The organism is Oscillospiraceae bacterium (assembly GCA_035353335.1).
Taxonomy (GTDB): Bacteria; Bacillota; Clostridia; order Oscillospirales; family JAKOTC01; genus DAOPZJ01.
In genome coordinates this window covers 1-21426 of sequence record DAOPZJ010000046.1, presented here as the reverse complement: position 1 = coordinate 21426, position 21426 = coordinate 1, and the positions used below count along the sequence as shown (strand labels likewise).

The 21426-nt window shown below is 51.8% G+C and carries 19 protein-coding genes; all 19 read left to right on the top strand.

The annotated features are described in order from the left end of the window. Window positions 1–182: 182 nt before the first annotated feature. Window positions 183–1904 carry an ABC transporter ATP-binding protein gene (locus PKH29_09620; GenBank protein HNX15092.1) on the top strand — a complete coding sequence of 574 codons (1722 nt, stop codon included), beginning with the start codon at window positions 183–185 and terminating at the stop codon, window positions 1902–1904. A gap of 11 nt (window positions 1905–1915) precedes the next feature. Further along, window positions 1916–3694, top strand: coding sequence for an ABC transporter ATP-binding protein (locus tag PKH29_09615; protein HNX15091.1), 1779 nt, complete (start codon window positions 1916–1918; stop codon window positions 3692–3694). A gap of 156 nt (window positions 3695–3850) precedes the next feature. Then, a complete protein-coding gene (locus PKH29_09610; GenBank protein ID HNX15090.1) occupies window positions 3851–5611 on the top strand; it encodes an ammonium transporter in 1761 nt (586 codons plus the stop codon). Window positions 5612–5878: 267 nt separating this feature from the next. Further along, the gene (locus PKH29_09605; protein ID HNX15089.1) at window positions 5879–6604 is read left to right on the top strand and encodes a glucosamine-6-phosphate deaminase; all 726 of its coding nucleotides are present in this window, start codon (window positions 5879–5881) and stop codon (window positions 6602–6604) included. 137 nt (window positions 6605–6741) lie between these two features. Further along, complete coding sequence (locus tag PKH29_09600) at window positions 6742–8064, top strand: aspartate kinase (GenBank protein HNX15088.1); 1323 nt, start codon at window positions 6742–6744, stop codon at window positions 8062–8064. Window positions 8065–8253: 189 nt separating this feature from the next. After that, on the top strand, window positions 8254–8898 hold the full coding sequence (locus PKH29_09595) for a DUF421 domain-containing protein (protein HNX15087.1): 645 nt from the start codon (window positions 8254–8256) through the stop codon (window positions 8896–8898). Window positions 8899–8950: 52 nt separating this feature from the next. Continuing rightward, window positions 8951–10288 carry a hemolysin family protein gene (locus PKH29_09590; protein ID HNX15086.1) on the top strand — a complete coding sequence of 446 codons (1338 nt, stop codon included), beginning with the start codon at window positions 8951–8953 and terminating at the stop codon, window positions 10286–10288. A 1-nt stretch (window position 10289) separates the two neighbouring features. Further along, window positions 10290–10604, top strand: a complete 315-nt coding sequence (locus PKH29_09585) for a hypothetical protein (GenBank protein HNX15085.1) — start codon at window positions 10290–10292, stop codon at window positions 10602–10604. Then, entirely contained in the window at window positions 10601–12541 is a 1941-nt protein-coding gene (locus tag PKH29_09580) for a V-type ATP synthase subunit I (GenBank protein ID HNX15084.1), read from the top strand. The genes PKH29_09585 and PKH29_09580 overlap by 4 nt, the downstream gene beginning before the upstream one ends. Window positions 12542–12595: 54 nt before the next feature. Continuing rightward, on the top strand, window positions 12596–13105 hold the full coding sequence (locus tag PKH29_09575) for a V-type ATP synthase subunit K (protein ID HNX15083.1): 510 nt from the start codon (window positions 12596–12598) through the stop codon (window positions 13103–13105). A 5-nt stretch (window positions 13106–13110) separates the two neighbouring features. After that, a complete protein-coding gene (locus PKH29_09570; GenBank protein HNX15082.1) occupies window positions 13111–13695 on the top strand; it encodes a V-type ATP synthase subunit E family protein in 585 nt (194 codons plus the stop codon). An 18-nt stretch (window positions 13696–13713) separates the two neighbouring features. Beyond that, on the top strand, window positions 13714–14685 hold the full coding sequence (locus tag PKH29_09565; protein HNX15081.1) for a V-type ATPase subunit: 972 nt from the start codon (window positions 13714–13716) through the stop codon (window positions 14683–14685). A gap of 11 nt (window positions 14686–14696) precedes the next feature. Further along, on the top strand, window positions 14697–15014 hold the full coding sequence (locus PKH29_09560; protein ID HNX15080.1) for a V-type ATP synthase subunit F: 318 nt from the start codon (window positions 14697–14699) through the stop codon (window positions 15012–15014). Window positions 15015–15058: 44 nt separating this feature from the next. Continuing rightward, a complete protein-coding gene (locus PKH29_09555; protein HNX15079.1) occupies window positions 15059–16816 on the top strand; it encodes a V-type ATP synthase subunit A in 1758 nt (585 codons plus the stop codon). Between the two features lie 12 nt (window positions 16817–16828). Continuing rightward, window positions 16829–18205 carry a V-type ATP synthase subunit B gene (locus tag PKH29_09550; protein ID HNX15078.1) on the top strand — a complete coding sequence of 459 codons (1377 nt, stop codon included), beginning with the start codon at window positions 16829–16831 and terminating at the stop codon, window positions 18203–18205. A 4-nt stretch (window positions 18206–18209) separates the two neighbouring features. Beyond that, entirely contained in the window at window positions 18210–18836 is a 627-nt protein-coding gene (locus PKH29_09545; GenBank protein ID HNX15077.1) for a V-type ATP synthase subunit D, read from the top strand. 99 nt (window positions 18837–18935) lie between these two features. Next, the gene (locus PKH29_09540; GenBank protein HNX15076.1) at window positions 18936–19718 is read left to right on the top strand and encodes a nitroreductase family protein; all 783 of its coding nucleotides are present in this window, start codon (window positions 18936–18938) and stop codon (window positions 19716–19718) included. A gap of 31 nt (window positions 19719–19749) precedes the next feature. Continuing rightward, window positions 19750–20715 carry a leucine-rich repeat domain-containing protein gene (locus PKH29_09535; GenBank protein HNX15075.1) on the top strand — a complete coding sequence of 322 codons (966 nt, stop codon included), beginning with the start codon at window positions 19750–19752 and terminating at the stop codon, window positions 20713–20715. 285 nt (window positions 20716–21000) lie between these two features. Then, window positions 21001–21369, top strand: coding sequence for a hypothetical protein (locus PKH29_09530; GenBank protein HNX15074.1), 369 nt, complete (start codon window positions 21001–21003; stop codon window positions 21367–21369). Window positions 21370–21426: the final 57 nt, after the last annotated feature.

Sequence of the window (21426 nt, the reverse complement as noted above, 5' to 3'; positions counted from 1 at the left end):
CATCACCGTGTCCTATTTCTACCCCCTCCGTGTCCAATTTTAGTTTACCACTTCAGATTTATCTCTGTTTGGAAAAAATGTGGAATTTTTGAAAAAAGGGTTTACATTTTTCATGGGGTAGGGTATACTTTGGCAGGTGCAAAACCTTCGGCTAAATGGGGGGAGGGACCACCGTGCTCCAGATGCGCTGGCTTTTTAAAAACCTCAAAGGCACTTTATCCAGATATATAACTGCGCACGTTTTTAACGTCGTTGTTTCGCTTTTCGTGCTTGTATGGCCCATTCTGATTCGCTATATCATCGGCAATATCACCGCCGGGACGCCGAATCCCGAACAGTGGCTGCCGCCGGTATTGGCGCTTTGGATGGGTCTTGTTTTGCTGCGCAATATTCTTAACACCACCGGGGTTTGGCTGCGTGAGTCATCGTCTCAGACCCTGGTACACAACATTAAAATGAAGATCTTTAAAAATCTCACCGAGCAGGAGGGCGAGTTTTATTCCCGCATGAACGCCGGTGATATTCTGACGCGCATTCAAAACGATCTCGACATGGTGGGTTACAACGCCCGGTATATCGTGTTTATGATCGTCTCGACGACGCTGATGTTTTTTGCCTCGGTGACCTACTTCTTCACAATCAACTGGTTTTTGACGCTCTGTCTGCTGATCGTACTCCCGTTTATCTATCTTACATCCAAACGGTTCTCCAAAGAGATGCGGCCGCTTTATACCGATAACCGCGACAGAATGACCCGCCTTTCCGAGATCGCGCAGGAGAATATCGACGCCAATAAGACCGTGCGCGCCTTTGCCCGCGAGGACTATGAATACGACCGGTTCGAAAAGGCCAACGAAAATTACCAGACCGCTGTTTTAAAGGCCAACAAAACCTGGCTCTCGATCTGGCCGATCCCCGAATTTTTATCGCAGTTTCTGACGGTTATCGTCTTGACAGTCGGCGGAATTCTGACGATCAAAGGGAAAATGCAGATCGCGGATCTGACCGCGTTTACGGCGCTGATCTGGGCGCTGTCCACCTCGATACGCAACATCGGCAACTTCTTAAACGATTTCCAGCGCTTTTTCCCGAGCGCAGACAAGGCTATGGAGATCTATTACGCCCAACCGCGCATTATCAGCCGCAAGGGCAGCATTGCACCCGGGCGGTTTAAAGGTGAAATCACCTTTGAAAACGTCTCATTTAAAATCAAAGACACTACAATTGTTAAAAATATCTCTTTTTCCGTCGGGGCCGGAAAGACCCTCGCCATTGTCGGCGAGACCGGAAGCGGAAAGACCACGCTCATCAACCTGCTCGCGCGATTTTTCGATGCCTCAGAGGGCAGCGTAAAAATCGACGGCGTCGACGTGCGCGACTATAACCTTCAGGGACTGCGCAAGAACATCGGAATGGCCACGCAGGATGTGTTTCTGTTCTCCGATACCCTCGATGGCAACATCGCATTCGGCGATCCCGATATGTCCGAAGAACAGGTGAAGGTGAGCGCGGTTCGGGCTGATGCGGACGAGTTCATCTCCAAGATGGTAGAGAATTATGACACCATCGTCGGCGAGCGGGGCATGGGCCTTTCGGGCGGCCAGCGGCAAAGAGTCGCTTTAGCCCGCGCGATTGCCATCGAACCCGCGATTTTAGTACTCGACGACACCACCAGCGCAGTCGACATGAAGACCGAGCGCTATATCTGGGGGCAGCTCCAGTCGCTGCCGTTTTCCTGCACGAAAATCATCATCGCCCAGCGCGTTTCGACCGTCGCCGAGGCCGACGAGATTCTCGTGATGCAGGGCGGCGAGATCACCGAATGCGGAACGCATGAGGAATTGATCCGCAAACCCGGATTTTATCGCGATATCTATGAGATCCAGTCGCAGCAGACGGAATGAGGTAATTCAAAATGGCGCGAAATAAATATGACATCGACGAGTCGCTGGATTCCCCGTTTGATTTTAAACATTTCATCCGTGCGGGCGTCTACGTTAAAAAATATAAGTCGAAATTGATTTTGGCATTCACCGTGAGTTTGATCAGCAGCATCGCCGGTTTGTTTACGATTTCGCTCTCCGGTGCGGTCATTGACAAGGCGATCCCGAACAAGGACACCGGAATGATCCTGACCTACGGCTGCATTTTGATGGGGTGTATTCTGCTTTCGATTGTGCTGGCCGTTGTCCGAATGCGTTTAATCGCTATCGCCGGACAGAACATTATCTTTGACATCCGAAATGACCTTTACAAGCACATGCAGACGCTGTCGTTTTCTTTCTTCGACAGCCGCCCGCACGGTAAAATTCTGGTACGGGTCATTAACTATGTCAACTCCATTGTCGACATTCTGACCAACGGCGTCGTCAACTTCATCCTCGAGATGTTCAATATTATCATCATTCTGGGGTTCATGTTCCTAAAGGACGTCAGATTGTCGTTGTATTCGCTGGCGGGCGTGCCTTTCTTTCTGTTGATCGCGTTTTTGCTGCGGCCCAAACAGGTCAAAGTCTGGCGCAGATTCTCCAACAAGAGCAGCAATCTGACCGCGTTTTTAGCCGAGAACATCAACGGGATGAAAGTCACGCAGATCTTTGCGCGCGAGGAATATAACCGCGACATCTGCAAACGGCTTTCGCTGAACACAAAGAGCGCTTGGCTAAGGGCGGTCATGACCGGCGAAATCATGAACTTCTCGGTCGACACGGTCGCGAACGCGGTGACTTGCCTGATTTATGTTGCGGGCGTGCTGCTGCTCTCTCCGACCGCCACGGTCGGTACGATTGTGGTAATGACGGGCTACGCCGGGAGGTTCTGGGGCCCGATAATCTCTTTGGCGGTCATCCTGAACAGCTTTATGACGGCGGTGGCATACCTTGAAAGAATCTTTCAGATGATGGATGAGAAAGCCGAGATTATCGACGCGCCCGATGCCGAAGCGCTGCCCCCGATTCGAGGTGAAATCGAGTTCAAAGATGTGCATTTCGAATACGAAAAAGGCACCGAAATATTGCACGGAATCAGTTTTAAAGTCAACCCGGGCGAGAGCGTGGCGCTGGTCGGCCCGACCGGGAGCGGAAAATCGACCATCGTCAATTTGATCTCACGATTTTACGATATTCAATCAGGGCAAATACTCATCGACGGACATGACGTCAGCAAGGTCACGATGAATTCGCTGCGCAGCCAGATGGGTATCATGATGCAGGACAGTTTCGCTTTCACCGGCACGATCGCGAGCAACATCCGGTACGGAAAGCTCGATGCGACCGACGAACAGGTGAAAAATGCCGCGAAAACCGTTTCCGCGCATAGTTTTATCACACAGCAGCCCAAGGGTTATGAAACCGAGATCGCCGAGAGAGCTTCCGGATTGTCACAGGGGCAAAAACAATTGATCGCTTTTGCGAGAACCATCATCAGCGATCCGAAGATTTTAATTCTGGATGAAGCGACAAGCTCGATTGATACCAAGACCGAACGGGAACTGCAAAGAGGTATTTCAGCGGTGCTCAAAGGCAGGACCAGTTTTCTGATCGCGCACCGGCTTTCGACGATCCGCGACTGCGACAAGATCATGTATATCGACAGCGGAAAGATCATTGAAAGCGGAAACCATGAGGAACTGATGGCAAAACGGGGGGCTTATTACAAATTGGTCACCGCCGGTCATGAGACGGTTGTTTCTTAAATTCGAAATTGCGGAATTTATCGGGAAGTAAAACATAAAAATCAGTTGACTTTTTAAAAAACATCGGATATACTGTGCTCATCGACAGCAAAGGGGCTGTGGGTTTTATACCCGCGGCTTTTTTTGTTGTCTATTTTTACAGAGAGAAGGGAAAATATGAACACTCAGGTTATACTCGATACCTTATGGGTTATTATCACCGGCGCCTTGGTCTTTTTTATGAACCTCGGCTTTGCCGCGGTTGAAAGCGGTCTTGCACGTCAAAAAAACGCAGTGAATATTCTATCCAAAAACTTTATCGTGTTCGCGGTCTCGTCACTCGGCTTTTTAATTTTAGGCTGGGGGTTGATGTTCGGGGACGGCAACGGCTTCATCGGTCTAAAAGGTCTGTTTATGGTGGGCGGAGCGGATAACTCACCTGCTGTCGGGGATGCTTATCAAGGCGTATATTCCTCGATCGCCTGGACCGGAATTCCGCTTTGGGCAAAGTTTTTCTTCCAGCTGGTATTTTGCGGGACAGCCGCGACCATTGTTTCGGGTGCTGTGGCAGAGCGTATCAAGTACATCTCGTTTATCGTTTTTTCTCTGTTCCTGACCATGTTCGTCTATCCTATCGTGGGTCACTGGATTTGGGGCGGCGGATTTTTAGCCAAGCTCGGAATGCTCGACTTTGCGGGCGGCTCGGTGGTGCACTCGGTCGGCGGATGGGCGGCGCTTGCGGGTGTGATACTTTTGGGACCGCGTATCGGAAAATACGGCAAAGGCGGAAAAGTCAATGCGATTCCGGGGCACAACATGAGTTTAGCCACTATCGGTGCGTTTGTTCTGTGGCTCGGATGGTTTGGGTTTAACCCCGGTTCCACAATGGCGGCGGAACCCATGTCGATTTCGCACATCGTTGTGACCACGAATACCGCCGGAATCATCGCTGTTTTAACGGCAACAGCGGCTTCGTGGATTATCATCGGCAAACCCGATCTGGGGATGTCGATCAACGGGCTGCTGGCGGGTCTTGTCGCAATTACCCCTTGCTGCGCGTATGTCAGCGTCACCAGTTCAATTATCATCGGTGCTGTCGCAGGAATTATAGTGGTGCTTTCGGTTTTGTTCTTCGATCGTATGAAGCTCGACGACCCGGTCGGAGCACTCTCGGTGCACTTGGTGCACGGTGTGCTCGGTACCCTGTTTGTCGGTTTGTTCTCCGAAGCGGGCGTAGGCCTTGCCACACAGAACGGTTTGTTTTTCGGGGGCGGTTTTGATCTGCTCGGTAAACAGGCCTTGGGTGTACTTTCGGTCGGCGCATTTGTTTTTGCTGCATCGGTCGGTATCTGGCTGTTGATCAAAGTGACGATGGGAATACGCGTGACAGCGCAGGAGGAGATCGAAGGTCTTGATGTCGGCGAACACGGCAATCACGCTTATCCCGACTTTGTCACCATCGAATATAACGAAACGGCTGGATCGTTTAAAGGAATAAAAACAACTGTCACGGGCACGGTTCCCGTCGAGCAAGCTCTTCCTGTTCAGGTTAAGAAGAATGAAGGAAAAATCTCGAGCGGCGTAAAATTCACTAAGGTTGAGATTATTACCAAGCAGAGCAAATTCGAACAGCTTAAAGAGGCAATGGATCAGATCGGCATCACCGGCATGACGGTGTCGAATGTTCTTGGGTACGGCGCACAGGGAGGGCATCTGGAATTTTATCGCGGCGCTAAAATTGAAACGCATCTGTTGCCCAAAGTCAAAGTCGAAATCGTCATCAGTAAAGTGCCCGTCCGCACAGTAATCGAAACCGCCAAGAAGGTCCTTTATACCGGCAATATCGGCGACGGAAAGATCTTTGTTTATGACGTTGAAAACATCGTCAAAGTACGCACCGGAGAAGAAGGCTACGATGCTTTGCAAGATGTAGAATAAAAGTCAAAAGTTGAAAGTTTTCAGCGCAAAGCGATATATCCGAAAAGCATTCTCCCACTAAAAAATAAATCCTTATATCTCAATATGACTTCCTGCCCCGAACGAACTTCGTTCGGGACGGTTTTTTGCGGGCAGACGGGCTCGGGTCTGCGTTGCTTTTTAGTTGCCAACCGCTTCATTGTGTGTTATAATTCGTTGCGTATTTCATTTTTGAGGATAAGCTTGAAAGATTAGTTTTCAAGCTCCTCTGCGAAGGGACATTAAAACATGAAAATCTCAGTCAGCGACACACCCGAACAGCTCGGAAAAACCGCAGCCGAAGAAGCGGCGCGAGTGATTAATGCGGCAATCGCAATCAAGGGCTGCGCGCGGATTCTGCTCTCGACGGGTGCGTCTCAATTTCAAATGTTCGAAAATCTGATCAAACAACCGGTCGACTGGACGAAAGTGGAGATGTTCCATCTCGACGAATATGTCGGTCTGCCGATTACTCATATTGCGAGTTTCCGAAAATATCTGACCGAGCGGTTCGTCGGGAAAGTGCCGCTCAAGGCTGCGCATTTTGTCAACGGCGAGGGCGACGTAAAAGCCAATATTGTCAAACTGACAAAAGAACTGCGCGAAGCGCCAATTGATCTCGGCGTGATCGGAATCGGCGAAAACGGGCATATCGCGTTCAACGACCCTCCGGCCGATTTTGACAATGACGAGGCCTACATTGTGGTCAATCTTGACGACGCCTGCAAACGCCAACAAGTCGGCGAGGGCTGGTTCGCCACTGTCGGCGACGTCCCGAAGCAGGCTATCACGATGACTCCGAAACAGATCATGAGGAGCGATCGGATCATCTCGATCGTGCCGCATAAAGTCAAGGCTGCCGCAGTTAAAAATACTGTTTACGGCGAGTTGTCCCCAACAGTACCGGCGACGCTGCTCAAACAAAAAGCCGATTGGATTTTGTATCTTGACAAGGCCTCGGCGGAACTGCTTTGATTTGTTTTCATAGGAACGACCCTATGAGGCCGGCGGTTCATACTATATTAATATGAGCACTCTGTTTAAAATTCCGAATATAATGTAATGATAACTGCGGCATACCACGCCGTAATTCTATAATGGAGCAGGCGCAAATGCAGGAAAGACATATCCGTGTGGCGAAATTCGGCGGAACGTCGTTAGCCGACGCCGAACAATTTAAAAAGGCGGCGCAAATCATCGCGCAAAACCCCGACCGCCGGTACATCGTCCCCTCCGCTCCGGGCAAACGCTTCGGGGCTGATATCAAAGTGACCGATCTGCTGCTGTCGCTTGCCAAAAAAGAAACAGACCGCATGCAAGTGCTGGACGATATTTTCGCGCGGTATGACGAGATCATCGCGGGATTGGACATAACGCTCGATTTGTCCGAGAAACGCAAAGACATCGAAAGGGCTCTCGCTTCCGATATCAAGCATCCGGAGTGTTATGTCGCGAGCCGCGGCGAATATCTGTCGGGACTTGTGATGTCGAAATTGCTCGGTTTTGAGTTTATCGACGCCGCCGAGGTCATCTTCTTTGACGAAAAGGGCAATTACGATCCCAAAACCACCATTTCCGTGCTTTCGAAACGGCTCTCGGGCTGCCCGTACGCCGTGATTCCCGGATTTTACGGAGCTATGCCCGATGGGACTGTCAGAACTTTTTCACGCGGCGGCTCCGATGTCACCGGCTCCATCGTAGCGAGGGCTGCGGGTGCGGATCTATATGAAAACTGGAAAGATGTGTCCGGCTTCTTGATGGCCGATCCGCACATCGTCGACCACCCGCGCACGATCAGCACGATCACCTACCGCGAACTGCGCGAGCTCGCCTATATGGGCGCGACGGTTATGCACGAGGACGCGGTTTTTCCGGTGCGCGAGAGCGGCATCCCGATCAACATCCGAAACACCAACGACCCCGATGCGCCCGGTACGATGATCGTCGCACATACCGACCGAACGGATTTACAGAATGTCATTACCGGAATCGCAGGTAAAAAGGGCTTCTGTATCTTCATCATCGAGAAAGAGATGATGAACGCCGAGATCGGCTTCGGCCGGAAGGTGCTTTCGGTTTTAGAGAATAACAATGTCAGCTTTGAACATATGCCGTCGGGCATCGATTCACTGTGTGTGATCGTCAGCGAAAAGGATATCGAAGGTCTCGAAAAAAAGATCATGGATGAGATGATGATCACCGCACAGCCCGATGTGATCCGGCTCGAACGCGGGCTTGCGCTGATTGCGGTCGTCGGACGCGCAATGAAGAGCGCCATCGGCACTGCAGCACGCATTTTCCGCTGCATCGCCGGAGAGGGCATCAACGTACGCATGATCGACCAGGGCAGCAGTGAGTTAAACATCATCATCGGCGTTGAGGAAAGCAGTTTCGAACCGGCCATCAACGCCATTTACCGCACCTTTGTGAAGTAACCGAAATAAAGCAAGTGTAAATTGATATGCTCATGCAAAGATTGATTTTTTAAATATCCCGCCGCGCGGTACCTCACCTTTTCACTATTTACTATTACCTATTACCTGCGGCAACTGGCAACTGCTCATTTACATAAAGTATAATCGCCGCTTTCCGAGGTCAACCTAAACCTTGGGAGGCGGTAATTTTTGTGGATTTTTCTGTTGAAGACGGCGGGTGCGTTCGTTGCGATTATCGCGGCGGTGCGCATCATGGGCAAGCGGCAGGTCGGGCAGCTTCAAGTTCCGGAACTCGCCATCACGATCATCATCTCCCAAATTGCCACCGAGCCCTTGATTAACGAGACCATGCCATTTTTAAAAGCTCTGGCGGCGGTTGGACTGCTGGTTGTGTTGGAACTCGGAATGTCGGCGCTGACGCTCGCAAGCCCGCGGATCAATAAATTCTTTTACGGTTCCCCGAGCTTTTTGATGAACATGGGCAAGATCGATCATACCGAGATGCACAGGCAGCGCATCACCGTCGAGGATATCTGCGAGGGGATGCGCCAAACGGGCTGCCCGAATCCCGGGGAACTCTCCTGTATCGTGCTTGAGACCAACGGACATATGTCGATTTTTTTAAAAAAAGACCGCTGTGAGGACGGAATTCCGGCGGTCGTGATTGCTGACGGGAAAATCAATCCGAACGGCTTGAAATTTTACGGCCGCAACGAACAGTGGCTCCGCGATTTGCTGCAAAGTAAAGGACTCGTGCCCGAGGATGTGTTTTTGATGACCGCAGATGCAAAAGACGGCGTCTATATCGTTGACAATTCTGACCATATGAGATAGAATATAATAAGGTTAGTATGCAAATGAAATGCAATGACCTTATTCTATTTTATTGGAGGAATTTCAAATAGAAGGCGATATATGGTGGTGTATCACCGCAATCGCATTTCTGCTGTTCGCGTTTTTCACCTGCGCGGCTCAGACCGCGGCGGTCACCATTGCCGATTCCCGGCTGAAAAAGCTGGCTGAGGAAGGTAAAAGATCGGCTCAGAGCATTATCAGGATGACCTCGGAACCGTCCCGATTTTACGATAGCTTGGACACCGGGCGCATCATGCTTGCACTCGCTTTTGTCGTTTGTACTTTATCTGCGTTTTCTGCGGGCGTCACCGTTTGGTTTATCAATGCAGGCGGATTCGCTTCGGTTCTATCGTCGCTGTTATTGTTTTTCATCAGTGCCGTTGTCTATCTGACATTCGGCTATTGGTTTCCGAAAAAGCTCGGCGCGCATTACTGTGAAAAGATCGCATTGAGCTTTTCCGGTTGGCTCAAATTGGTTTCAAACCTGAATTATCCCATGACCGCTTTTGTCAAATGGGCGGCGGGAGGGTTCGCACGCATTTTCGGCGTGGTCCCCGGTGAGAACGACGAACAGGTGACCGAAGAAGAAATTCGGATGATGGTCGATGTCGGGCAGGAAAAAGGCGTGATCGAGGACAGCGAAAAGGCGATGATCAATAACGTCTTCGAATTTGACGACCGTGTCGCAGCCGAGGTCATGACCCACCGCACCGAGATTTGCGCCGTCGAGAATACCGATACCGTTGATGAGGTTTTGAAACTCGCCATTGAAGAGGGATATTCACGTCTTCCCGTTTACCGCGACGACATCGACACCATTATCGGAATTGTCTACGTTAAAGACCTCTTAAAATATGTCGGGAAAAAGCTGCCGGCCGATATCAACGCCGAGAAAGTCATGCGGCCTCCGTTTTTTGTACCCGAATCGGTCAGCTTGAGTGAATTGTTCCGAGAACTCACCGGACGCCGTATCCAACTTGCCATCGTCGTCGACGAATACGGCGGTACTTCGGGGCTCGTGACCATCGAGGACCTGCTCGAGAGCATTGTCGGCAATATGCGCGACGAATATGACGACGAGGAAGACGAATTCGTCAAAACCGGCGAAGATACTTATGAAGTCGACGGGAGCATGACCCTTACCGATTTGGAGGACCTGCTCGATGTGGAGCTTCCGGAGGGCGATTACGACACGGTGGGCGGTCTGTTGCTGTCGCAGCTCGGGCATATTCCTGCCGCAGGTGAACGCACGGAAATTGAGACTGCGGGCCTGAGATTCACGATCGAGGAAGTTGACAACCTCAGAATCGCAAAGGTTTTGATCACCGAATTACCCGCGTCGGAAATGAATGACGAAAGGAAATCTTAGCATGAACGCCGAACTTGTCGCCCAGGTCAAACAGGCCGAAGAAGCCGTCCGCAAACAGGTGGAAGCGGCAAAGCGTGAAGCCGATCAAATTGTGGAAACGGCTCGGGCTGAGGCGATTAAAAAATATGATGAGGCTTTCGATCTTACGCATAAACAACTGATCGAGGGCACTTTTCAGGCCGAGCGTGAGAGTGCGGCGGCTTTGGATCAAGAGATACAAAACGGCAGGCAGAAAATCGCCGAGACGATGGAATGTGCTGAGAAAAACATCGAGGCAGCCTTAAAAATCGTGATCGGAGAGCTTGTCGCAAAATGATCGTCGAGATGAAAAAGGTCTCGATTCTGGGACTCTTAAACGAACAGGACGAGATTTTAGAAAAATTGCAGCGGCTGGGCAAAATCCAATTTATCGGGGAGACCCGCGACGCCGAAAAGATGAAGCGGGTCGAGATTCATATGTCTAATCGAACCGAAATCGACTTTTGCATCGATTTTCTCTCAAAATACCGCGTTGTGACCAGAAGCTTGCTTGCTTCGCTTGACGTTGTGGCGCGCCCGGTCGATGAAAAGACCGCAGCCGTTTTAGCAAAAGATGAAAAACAGCTTGAAAAAGCTGTGGCAAAAGTGCGGGAATACGAGAGCCGCCTTTGTGAAATAAACGGCGAGCGGGAGCGCGCCGAATCAATGATTGCGGCGCTATTTCCCTGGCTTCCGGTAAAAATGCCGCTTTCCGAGATACGTGATACCGATTCTGCATTGGTTGCTGCAGGTTCTGTTTTACAGCGCGACAGCGCGGGTTTTGCCGCCGAAATCGACCGGCTCGACGGGATCGTTTTTGAGGAAGTGTACGCAGATGCCGAAAATACATATTATATTATTGCTGCGCACAAGAGCTCCGTTTCGGCGTGGGACGAGACCGCCAAACGCTTCAACTGGGCCAAGGTGGATTTTTCCGAGTTTACTGACACAGCCGAGGCCGAGACCGAACGGTTGAAAAAAGAGATCGTCGAACTTGAACGGGACAAGGAATCGATTGAGGCCGAAGCGGGCAGTAGTGATTTATTAGACTATTTTGAAAACATGAGCGACCTGACCGCCATCAAAGGCGGGCTGCTCGACGCAAAAGCATTATCCGAGGACACAATGCGCTGTTTCGCCGCCGATGGCTGGGTTCCCGTCGAGAGCGCAGAGACGCTGAAAAAGGCAATTGCCGAGGTTACTGATAATGTCGTGGTGGAGTTTTCCGAGGTAACCGAAGAGGACGAGCCCCCGGTGCTCGTGCGAAATAATAAAATCATACGGCCTTTTGAGTCCGTGACAGATTCGTTTTCACACCCGAATTATCGTGATGTTGACCCCAACGGATTGGTGGCGGTTTTTTATTCGTTGTTTTTCGGATTAATTCTGGGAGATGCGGGATACGGCATAATCTTATCGCTTGCCTGCGGCGCAGTGTTGTTGTTTTTGCACCCGAAACCCGGCATGCGCAAGAATATGGGCGTGTTTTTAGCCGGGGGACTGGGTGCGATTCTTTCAGGTGTCATTTTCGGGAGTTGGTTCGGAACCTCTGTTATTCCTCCGCTGCTTCCCGTCACCTCTTCGACCGGCATGCCGATTCAATTGGAAATTCCGCTGCAAACAATGGTTTTTACCATCGGCATCGGCATCGTACACATGTTCAGCGGTTATATCGCACTTGCATTAAAAAACATCAAACAAGGCAAGGTCTTTGCCGCGATTTTCGATCAGGGTTTTTGGATGCTGCTGATCGTCGGAATTCTCATGCTGGCGGGGCCAATGGCGATTCCGGGTGATACGGGTGCTCTGATCGGAACCATCGGAAAATGGACTGCGATCGGTTCCGCGGTCGTGTTGGTGCTGACGCAGGGGCGCTCGTCCAAAGGGTTGTTCGGAAAACTCGGCGGCGGCCTCGGATCACTTTATAATATCTTCGGATTCGTCGGTGACGCACTGTCATATACACGCCTTTTTGCTCTGAGCTTATCTTCGGGTATTATCGCCTGGGTCTTTAATATGATGTCCGGTCTTGTCGGAACCAGCGTTTTCGGCATCATCTTTATGGTTATCGTTTTGCTGATCGGACATGCGCTCAACTTCTCACTTTCGCTGCTGTCGGCCTACGTTCACACCAGCCGCCTGCAGTATGTCGAGTTTTTCGGCAAATTCTTCGGGGGCAACGGCGACGAGTTTGTACCGTTGGCCAGAAACACGCAATATATCGAAATCAAGTAACGGCTGTAACGGGTAAACCCGTTCAACATAACACATCAACACGGAGGTTTAAAAATGGAAAGCATCATAACAACCGCGGCTTCCGAACCTGTATTCACCGGCGTTGTGCTGGCGTTCATCGGTTCGTTCATCGCGGCGGCAATCGCAGGAATCGGTTCGGCATTGGGCGTCAAAATTGCGGGCCAGGCGGCAGCAGGCGTTGTCACCGAGGACCCGAAAAAGTTTGCAAAAGTTTTGATTCTTCAGCTTCTGCCTGGTTCCCAAGGCCTTTACGGCTTCATCGTGGCGGTCTTGATCTGGGTCAAAATCGGCGTTTTCTCGGGCAATCTCGCAGCGCTCTCGTTGGAACAGGGCATGATGTTTCTACTGGCCGGTATGCCGGTCGGCATCGTCGGTCTGTTTTCGGCTATCTACCAAGGAAAAGTCGGCGCAAGCGGATGCGCTCTCGTCGCCAAACGTCCTGAGAGCAGCTCCAGAGCAGTTACAATGGCGGCGATCGTCGAGACATACGCGCTGCTGGCGTTGATCGCGTCGGTTCTGATGTGGCTCGGTATCAAGGTCTGAAATTTATGAGCGGAATCGAGAGCATTAAGAATAAAATCGAGGCCGACGGCGCAGCCCAGAGCGAGCGTATGCTGGCTGCGGCAAAAGTCGAAGCGGCTCGCATCAAGCGGGAAAATGAAGTAAAAATCGCCGAGCTGAAGTCACAGACTGATGCCAAGATGACCGCCGTACGCGCCCAAAAACAACGAATCGCCGCGTCTAACGCCTCCCTTGCCGTGCGCAAAGAAATGCTGGCCGCGAAAAAAGAGCTGATCGACCGCGTCTGCGACGAGGCCGTCAAGCGGATTGCTGCATTCAACCCCGCTGAGTACGAAAAGGCGATTTTGGACTTGTTTGCGCAGTGCACGATCGAGGGCGGCGAACAGATTCGGTTGTCCGAAAACGCCAAAGCCAAACTCGGAGAAGGCATCATCGGCAAGATGAACGCCGCGCTTTCAGGCAAAAAAGTCATACTCGGCACATTCACTTCCGAGATTGCCGACGGATTTATCGTACAGGGCAAAAACAGTCGTCAGGTCTGCACTTTCGAGGCCGCGCTGGAGCTTGACCGCGATAAAATCGAGGCTCAAATTGCAAAAATCCTGTTTTGATAGGAGAACACAGATACAGTGAGCGAACGGTACTATTACGCGGTCGCAAGAACCGCGGAGTTGGAAAATAAACTGCTTTCACGGGCAAAGCTCGAACAGCTGACGGAAGCATCCGACGCGCCGTCGGCTCTTAAGGCGTTGTCCGGAACGGTCTATGCCGAGAGCGCCGATGTGCTGCAAAAGCCGGAGGAGTTCGAAGGCATGCTGACCGCGCAGACGCGGGCGGTGCTTTCGTACATCCGCGAGGTCTGCCCGGACAAGGCGCTGGCTGATCTGTACCTGATTGCTTATGATATCTTTAATTTGAAAGTGCTGCTGCGATGTGAAAAACTCGGCGAAGACCCGGCACGGTTGATGTCGGCACTCGGTATTTACGAGCCGCCGATGCTCAGAGACGCCTTTGAAGACGGCGATTTTTCTAAGTATCCGCATGCCGTCGGAGAAGCGGTCGCCGCAGTGCGAAAAGCCCTCTCGGCGGGTTCGTCGGTCAGCGTGATCGATTTGACCCTCGACCGGGCGCAGTATACCGCGCAGTCGGAATACGCCAAAAAGTGCCGCAATGATTTTATTAGAAACTATGTGCGTGTCAGCATCGATCTGGCCAACCTCCGTGATTTTTTGAGGACGCGCACCGGCGGCAGAGGCGCTTTCTACGCAGTGTTCATCGAGGGCGGAACCCTGCCCGTGGAGTTTTTTGACGACTGCTTCGACAGCACCGACGCGCTTTCGAAAAAGCTCGGCTTCACCTCGTATGCGGGACTATCCAAAAGCGCGGGTGAGGGGGATCTGACCGCGTTCGAGCGCGACTGCGACGACTATCTGACGGAAACAGTGCGCGCGGGCAAGAAGATCGCTTTCGGACCTGAGCTGCTTATGGGCTATGTGGCGGCCAAGCTGACCGAGATCGCCCAGCTGCGGATCATCCTTGTGGGCAAGATCAACGGGATGCGCCCCGAGGTTATCCGGCAGCGTCTGCGCCAACTGTTTTAGGAGGATAGAGCATGACGGGAAAAATTGCAGTCATCGGCGATCGGGATTCGATTTTGGCGTTTAACGCGCTGGGCGTGACTGTGTTTGCCACTTTCGACGAGCGCGAGGCTTCTCGCAAGATCGCCGAATTCGAAAAAGAACATTATGCAATCATTTTTATCACCGAACCGCTGGCGGAGAAAATGGAACCCGTCTTCGCCGCCTACCGCAACAAGACGACTCCGGCGCTGATTTTGATCCCGAATAACGCGGGCAGCACCGGAAAAGGGCTTGCGGCGGTCAAGGCGAGCGTCGAGCGCGCCATCGGCACCGATATATTTAAGCAATAATCATTGTCCTACGCGAGTTTTCACACAGGAAAGGATCAACAAATATGGCCGGAACAATTACAAAGGTCTCGGGGCCGCTCGTGGTCGCCGACGGCATGGACGACGTAAAAATGTATGACGTGGTGCGCGTGAGCAATCAACACCTCGTGGGAGAGGTCATTGAACTGCGCGGCGCTAACGCATCCATCCAGGTCTATGAGGAGACCTCGGGGCTCGGGCCGGGTGAGCCGGTCGAGACCACAGGCGAACCCCTTTCCGTCGAGCTTGCTCCGGGCATCGTCGGAGGAATTTATGACGGGATTCAACGTCCGCTGGAGGTCATCCGCGAAAAAAGCGGCGACTTTATCGGGCGCGGCATCACCGTCGACAAGATCGACCGTCAAAAGAAGTGGGATTTTGTCCCGACCGTCAAAAAGGGCGACAAGGTCGTTCAGGGTGACATCATCGGCACGGTGCGCGAGACCGAGATCATCACCCATAAAATTATGGTGCCCAAGAGTTACGAGGGCACAATTAAAGAAATCGAAGAGGGCAGTTTTACGGTCGTCGAGCCGGTAGCGGTTATCACGACCGCAGTGGGCGACAGGCAGCTGCAGATGCTCCAAAAATGGCCGGTTCGTATCGGACGGCCCTATGTTGAAAAACTACCGCCGCTGGTGCCGATGATCACCGGACAACGCATCATCGACACCTTCTTCCCAGTCGCAAAGGGCGGTACCGCCTGCATCCCGGGTCCGTTCGGCAGCGGTAAGACGGTTGTTCAACACCAGTTGGCCAAGTGGGCCGACGCCGAAGTGGTCGTGTATATCGGCTGCGGCGAGCGCGGCAACGAGATGACCGATGTTTTGAACGAGTTCCCCGAATTAAAGGACCCGAAAACCGGCGAGTCGCTGATGAAGCGCACGATTCTGGTCGCAAACACCTCGGATATGCCGGTCGCGGCGCGTGAAGCGTCGATTTATACCGGCATCACGATTGCGGAATATTTCAGAGATATGGGTTATTCGGTCGCGCTGATGGCCGACTCGACCAGCCGCTGGGCGGAAGCTTTACGCGAGATGTCGGGTCGTTTGGAAGAAATGCCCGGCGAAGAGGGCTACCCGGCTTACCTCGGCAGCCGCGCCGCCGAGTTTTATGAGCGCAGCGGAAAAGTCAAATGCTTGGGCAGCGACAATCGTGAGGGTTCGCTGACGGTTGTCGGTGCGGTCAGCCCGCAGGGCGGCGACTTGTCCGAACCGGTCACGCAGGCGACATTGCGCATTGTCAAGGTCTTCTGGGGTCTCGACTACGCGCTGGCCTACCGTCGTCACTTCCCGGCCATTAACTGGCTCAATAGCTATTCGCTGTATCTGGAACGGTTGGAGGACTGGTTTTCAAATCACGTCAGTTCCGACTGGGTGCGGGTTCGCACCGAAGCCATGCGGCTGCTGCAAGTCGAGGCTGAATTGCAGGAAATCGTCCGTCTGGTCGGTATCGACTCGCTGTCCGTAGCGGATCAGTTCCGCCTCGAGGCCGCAAGGTCGCTGCGCGAGGATTATCTGCAGCAAAACTCCTTCTCTGACACCGACAGCTACTGCTCGGCGCACAAGATGTACAAGATGCTGCGCAACGAGATTTTATTCTATGAACTGGGCGAAGAAGCGGTTGCCAAAGGCGCGCTTTTATCCGACATCATGGCGATGCCGGTGCTGCATGACCTCGCCCGTGAAAAAGATATTTCGGAAGACGATATCAAGGAATTCGACCGCATCGCCGACGACCTCCGCCGCCAGACCGCGGCAACGCTCGGCGAGACCAAGTAAGGAGGTAAACCGATGTATAAGCAATATCAAACCATCCGCGAAATCGTCGGGCCGCTGATGCTGGTCGAGCAGGTCGAGGGCGTCAAATACGACGAACTGGTCGAGATCACGACGCAGGACGGCGACAAGCGCCGCGGCAGAGTGCTTGAGATCAACCGAGATAAAGCGCTGATCCAGCTGTTCGAAGGTTCGCAGAGCATCAACCTGCGCGACAGCAGCGTACGGTTTTTGGGCAAGAGTTTGCAGCTGGGCGTTTCGGAAGATATGCTCGGGCGCGTTTTCGACGGACTCGGCAACCCGCGTGACGGCGGCGCACCGGTCATCGCCAAAGAGCGGCTCGACATCAACGGCCGCCCGATCAACCCGGCCGCCCGCGACTTCCCGTCCGAGTTCATTCAGACCGGTATCTCGTCGATCGACGGACTGAACACGCTGGTGCGCGGCCAGAAACTGCCGATTTTCTCCGGCTCGGGTCTGCCGCATTCGCGTATCGCCGCCCAAATCGCCCGTCAGGCAAAAGTTTTGGGCACCGATACCCAGTTCGCCGTCGTCTTTGCCGCCATCGGTATCACATATGAAGAAGCCGATTATTTTATCAGCGACTTTCGCGCCACCGGCGCCATCGACCGCACGGTGTTATTTATGAATTTGGCCAACGACCCGGCTATCGAGCGCGTCGCGACCCCGCGTATGGCACTGACCGCCGCCGAATTTTTGGCCTATGAGATGGGCATGCACGTGCTGGTCATTTTGACCGATATCACCAACTACTGCGAGGCGCTGCGTGAAATTTCCGCCGCCCGCAAAGAGGTTCCGGGCCGCCGCGGCTATCCGGGCTATATGTATACCGACCTCGCCTCGATTTACGAGCGCGCGGGCCGTGTGCGCGGACGCACCGGCTCGATCACCCAAATTCCGATTCTGTCGATGCCCGAGGACGACAAAACCCACCCGATCCCGGACTTGACCGGCTATATCACCGAGGGGCAGATCATTTTGTCCCGCGACCTCTACCGCAAGGGCATTCTGCCGCCGGTCGACGTGCTGCCGTCGCTTTCGCGTCTGAAGCAAAAGGGCGTAGGCGCAGGAAAGACCCGTGAGGATCACGACGGTCTGATGAACCAGCTGTTCTCGTCTTACGCGCGCGGCAAAGAAGCCAAGGAACTCGCCGTCATTTTGGGCGAAGGCGCGTTGTCCGAGATGGATAAGTTCTATGCCAAGTTCGCCGACGCGTTTGAGAAACGCTATGTCGGACAGGGCGAAACCGAGGACCGAACCATCGATCAGACCCTCGACATCGGTTGGGATTTGCTGACCATCTTCCCGAAATCCGAGTTAAAGCGTATCAAAGAAGTTTACATCGAGAAATATTACCCGAAGAAGGACTGATCCGATGCCCGTCACCAACGTAAGCCCGACCCGAATGGAGTTGACCCTGCTCAAGCGACGGCTTACCACCGCAAAACGGGGTCATAAATTGCTCAAAGACAAACAGGACGAACTGGTTAAAAAGTTCATCGAACTGGTACGCCAGAACCGCGAACTGCGGCTTGAGGTCGAAAAGGAGCTCTCGGCTGCATTCGGCAACTTTGTCATCGCCAGCGCAGTCATGAGCGCGGCGGGACTGGAGTCGGCGCTGCTGTTTCCGATGCAGAGCGTTTCGGTTGAGGTCAGCACACGCAACGTCATGAGCGTCAACACGCCCGTGTTTGAATTAAAGCGCGAAAACGTCGAGACGGCGCTGCCTTACGGCCTTGCACAGACCTCCGCGGAACTGGATTTTGCTCTCGAACGGTTGCAGGCGGTGTTTGTAAAATTGATCAAACTGGCCGAGGTCGAAAAAAGCTGCCAGTTGATGGCCAAGGAGATCGAGCGCACCCGCAGGCGCGTCAACGCCCTCGAATACGTCATGATTCCGAATTTTATGTCGACGATTCGCGCAATCACAATGAAGCTCGACGAAGCCGACCGCAGCACGCGCGTCAACCTCATGAAGATCAAGCAGATGCAGGGACTATAATATCGGATAAACCGGCGGCAGATTGCCGCTGTTTTATTACCATGACGTTGTTAATATTATACAGATATGTTATGTTAAATGAAATTTGGAGGGTTGATTATGAGTTTTAACGAACTCGCATGGAAAAGGAAAAGCATCCGAAATTTCAAAGCGGACGAAGTGCCGATTGAAAAGATTACACTGTTATTGGACGCCGCGCGGTCTGCGCCGAGCGGGGGTAACCGTCAGCCGTGGCATTTCTATGTGATAAGGGATGCGGCAGTCAAGAAACAGATTTTCGAATCCTCCGGCGGACAGCATTTCATTTCGGAAGCACCCGTAAATATCGTCGTTTGCGCCGACCTTGGGAGGACAAGTGCCCGATACGGTGAAAGAGGTCGTAGTTTATATAGCATTCAGGACACCGCCGCCGCGATAGAGAATTTGCTTCTCTGTGCAGCAGACGAAGGCCTTGCCGCCTGTTGGTGCGGAGCATTTGACGAACAAGCCGTTTCGGACGTACTCAATTTGGACAAAAACTTCCGCCCGGTTGCCGTGATTCCGGTCGGATATGCGGTCAATGAATCGCCCAAAACCCCGCGCAGGCCGATTGAGGAAATCACGACTTTCATCGGATTTGACGGCGAAGCTGTTCCGAAAAACGAACCGCAGCGGATTAAAATCGAACATAGCAATATGAGCGGAGCTCTTTTAAATGATTTGAACCTTGAAAACAGTGAGTTTTCCAACATCAATATGCGCGGATTCAAGTTTAGCGATATAAATTTGTCAGACGGCAAGATATCCGATTGTAATTTGACAAACATGAAAATTTCGAATTGCAAACTTGTTGGGTTTACCGTAAACGGGAAGAGGATCACTGATTTATTGGACAAAGAATAAGCCGTTTGTTGCGCACCGGGGAAGGGAATTTATGAAAAGAATCATTGCGATTTTTATGATTTTAGTGTTTCTGGCCGGCTGCTCGGTTCAATCGGTCTCGGTTTGGTCTCGCCCCTCTGTGCCCGCGTTTGAACCGTCAACTCCATCAAAATATGTGAAACCGCTCAAGCCTTTGCCAGGATTAGTCTCAAAGATTGTAACTGCAAAAAGCGGAGAATTTGAATACCGACTTGACGAATCCGGAAACGCCGTTATTACCGCATGGTTCGGAAACGGCGCAATACTGACATTGCCGGGTAAGTTGGACGGACACACCGTAAAGGGATTTGGCATATACGGGGAAGAAAACGGCGAGCAAGCTCTTATGAAAATCCAAAAAATCATACTCGGGTCGGATGTAAGCTTTTTCCCGACCGGATTGCTCTGGCGGTGGCGGGAAAGTCCACTGTCCTTAGAGGTTGAACCCCAAAATCCCTATTTGACCGTAGTGGATGGGATATTGTTCAATCGCGAAATGACGGTTTTATATATGTTTCCAAAAGAGCGCACAGGCGTTTATACAGTGCCGGAGAGCGTTAAGGAGATCGGCGACGAGGCGTTTTATCATTCTTTGTTGACCGAAATCACCTTATCCAAGGGATTGGAACGAATTGGACATTCGGCGTTTGATTCGAGTACTTTGACTTCAACTCAAGTTCCGGAAACGGTTTGTTATGTTGGCAACAACGCGTTTAATAATTGTTATGATTTAACAGACATTTATGTTCTAAACGGCGATATTGAAATGCCCGACAGCTTTCCGGTGAATTATAATACAAAAATTCACACCTCCGCCGGTTCGGCGCTGCACAAATACGCCTTTGACAATTACATACTGGTCGAGACGGAAAATAATCAATTTTTCTCCGATCCGTATATCTATACCGAAAAGACTAAGGAATCGGCAACGTTGCCCGACATCGCCGTGAATCCCAGCACGGCGGGAGTCGCACCGTAGCTTTGCTATCATAAAGCCGGAGGGTCCTACGAAGAAAATGAGTTTATAGATGTACAGAGTACAGCGGATTGTTACAAGGGTCTTGAGAGCGGTAAATACGATTTGATACTCGTACCGAAAATCGATGGATTAATAAAATATCCCGAGAAATATGAATTTATAAAGTTCGCTGAAGATGCGCTTGTCGTTTGCACCAAACAGCAAAGTCTCCATACGGATATATCTTCGCAAAAACTGCTTGATCTTTATTTAAAGGGAGAAACGATGTATTGGGACGAGGCGAAAATGCAACGTATTGTGCCGTATATGACCGCCTCAATGCGCAATCTGTTCCCGTTGTTAAAATACGACGCTCCCGGTTACACCGAGAACGTCGTTCGGTCAAAAGTTGTCTTCGAATTTGACGGGATATCTTTATATCATCGAGGCGGCATTCATGCGATGTTCTACGATCAAACCTTCACAGTGGACGGCAAGACATACGAAGACAACGATTATCCATTCAGAGTTGAGTTTTATGCCGTGTTTTTAAAGAGCCAACCCGAAGACGGGTTGGTGCGGAAGACAGTCAAATATCTGACGAGTGAAAAAGGTCAGCTCGATAGTGTATGGCCGACCTTGATCGGAATTAACGGCGATCCCGGTTGGATTTAAAATAGGGTCTTGACTAGAACAGAGGGTTATCACGGAACAATTTCAAGAGGATGTGGT

Coding starts and splice junctions, on each gene's coding strand:
- PKH29_09545 (HNX15077.1), top strand. CDS start 18,210: ATGCCCGTCACCAACGTAAGCCCGACCCGAATGGAGTTGACCCTGCTC.
- PKH29_09615 (HNX15091.1), top strand. CDS start 1,916: ATGGCGCGAAATAAATATGACATCGACGAGTCGCTGGATTCCCCGTTT.
- PKH29_09570 (HNX15082.1), top strand. CDS start 13,111: ATGAGCGGAATCGAGAGCATTAAGAATAAAATCGAGGCCGACGGCGCA.
- PKH29_09535 (HNX15075.1), top strand. CDS start 19,750: ATGAAAAGAATCATTGCGATTTTTATGATTTTAGTGTTTCTGGCCGGC.
- PKH29_09555 (HNX15079.1), top strand. CDS start 15,059: ATGGCCGGAACAATTACAAAGGTCTCGGGGCCGCTCGTGGTCGCCGAC.
- PKH29_09530 (HNX15074.1), top strand. CDS start 21,001: ATGCAACGTATTGTGCCGTATATGACCGCCTCAATGCGCAATCTGTTC.
- PKH29_09560 (HNX15080.1), top strand. CDS start 14,697: ATGACGGGAAAAATTGCAGTCATCGGCGATCGGGATTCGATTTTGGCG.
- PKH29_09600 (HNX15088.1), top strand. CDS start 6,742: ATGCAGGAAAGACATATCCGTGTGGCGAAATTCGGCGGAACGTCGTTA.
- PKH29_09585 (HNX15085.1), top strand. CDS start 10,290: ATGAACGCCGAACTTGTCGCCCAGGTCAAACAGGCCGAAGAAGCCGTC.
- PKH29_09605 (HNX15089.1), top strand. CDS start 5,879: ATGAAAATCTCAGTCAGCGACACACCCGAACAGCTCGGAAAAACCGCA.
- PKH29_09580 (HNX15084.1), top strand. CDS start 10,601: ATGATCGTCGAGATGAAAAAGGTCTCGATTCTGGGACTCTTAAACGAA.
- PKH29_09620 (HNX15092.1), top strand. CDS start 183: ATGCGCTGGCTTTTTAAAAACCTCAAAGGCACTTTATCCAGATATATA.
- PKH29_09610 (HNX15090.1), top strand. CDS start 3,851: ATGAACACTCAGGTTATACTCGATACCTTATGGGTTATTATCACCGGC.
- PKH29_09575 (HNX15083.1), top strand. CDS start 12,596: ATGGAAAGCATCATAACAACCGCGGCTTCCGAACCTGTATTCACCGGC.
- PKH29_09540 (HNX15076.1), top strand. CDS start 18,936: ATGAGTTTTAACGAACTCGCATGGAAAAGGAAAAGCATCCGAAATTTC.
- PKH29_09550 (HNX15078.1), top strand. CDS start 16,829: ATGTATAAGCAATATCAAACCATCCGCGAAATCGTCGGGCCGCTGATG.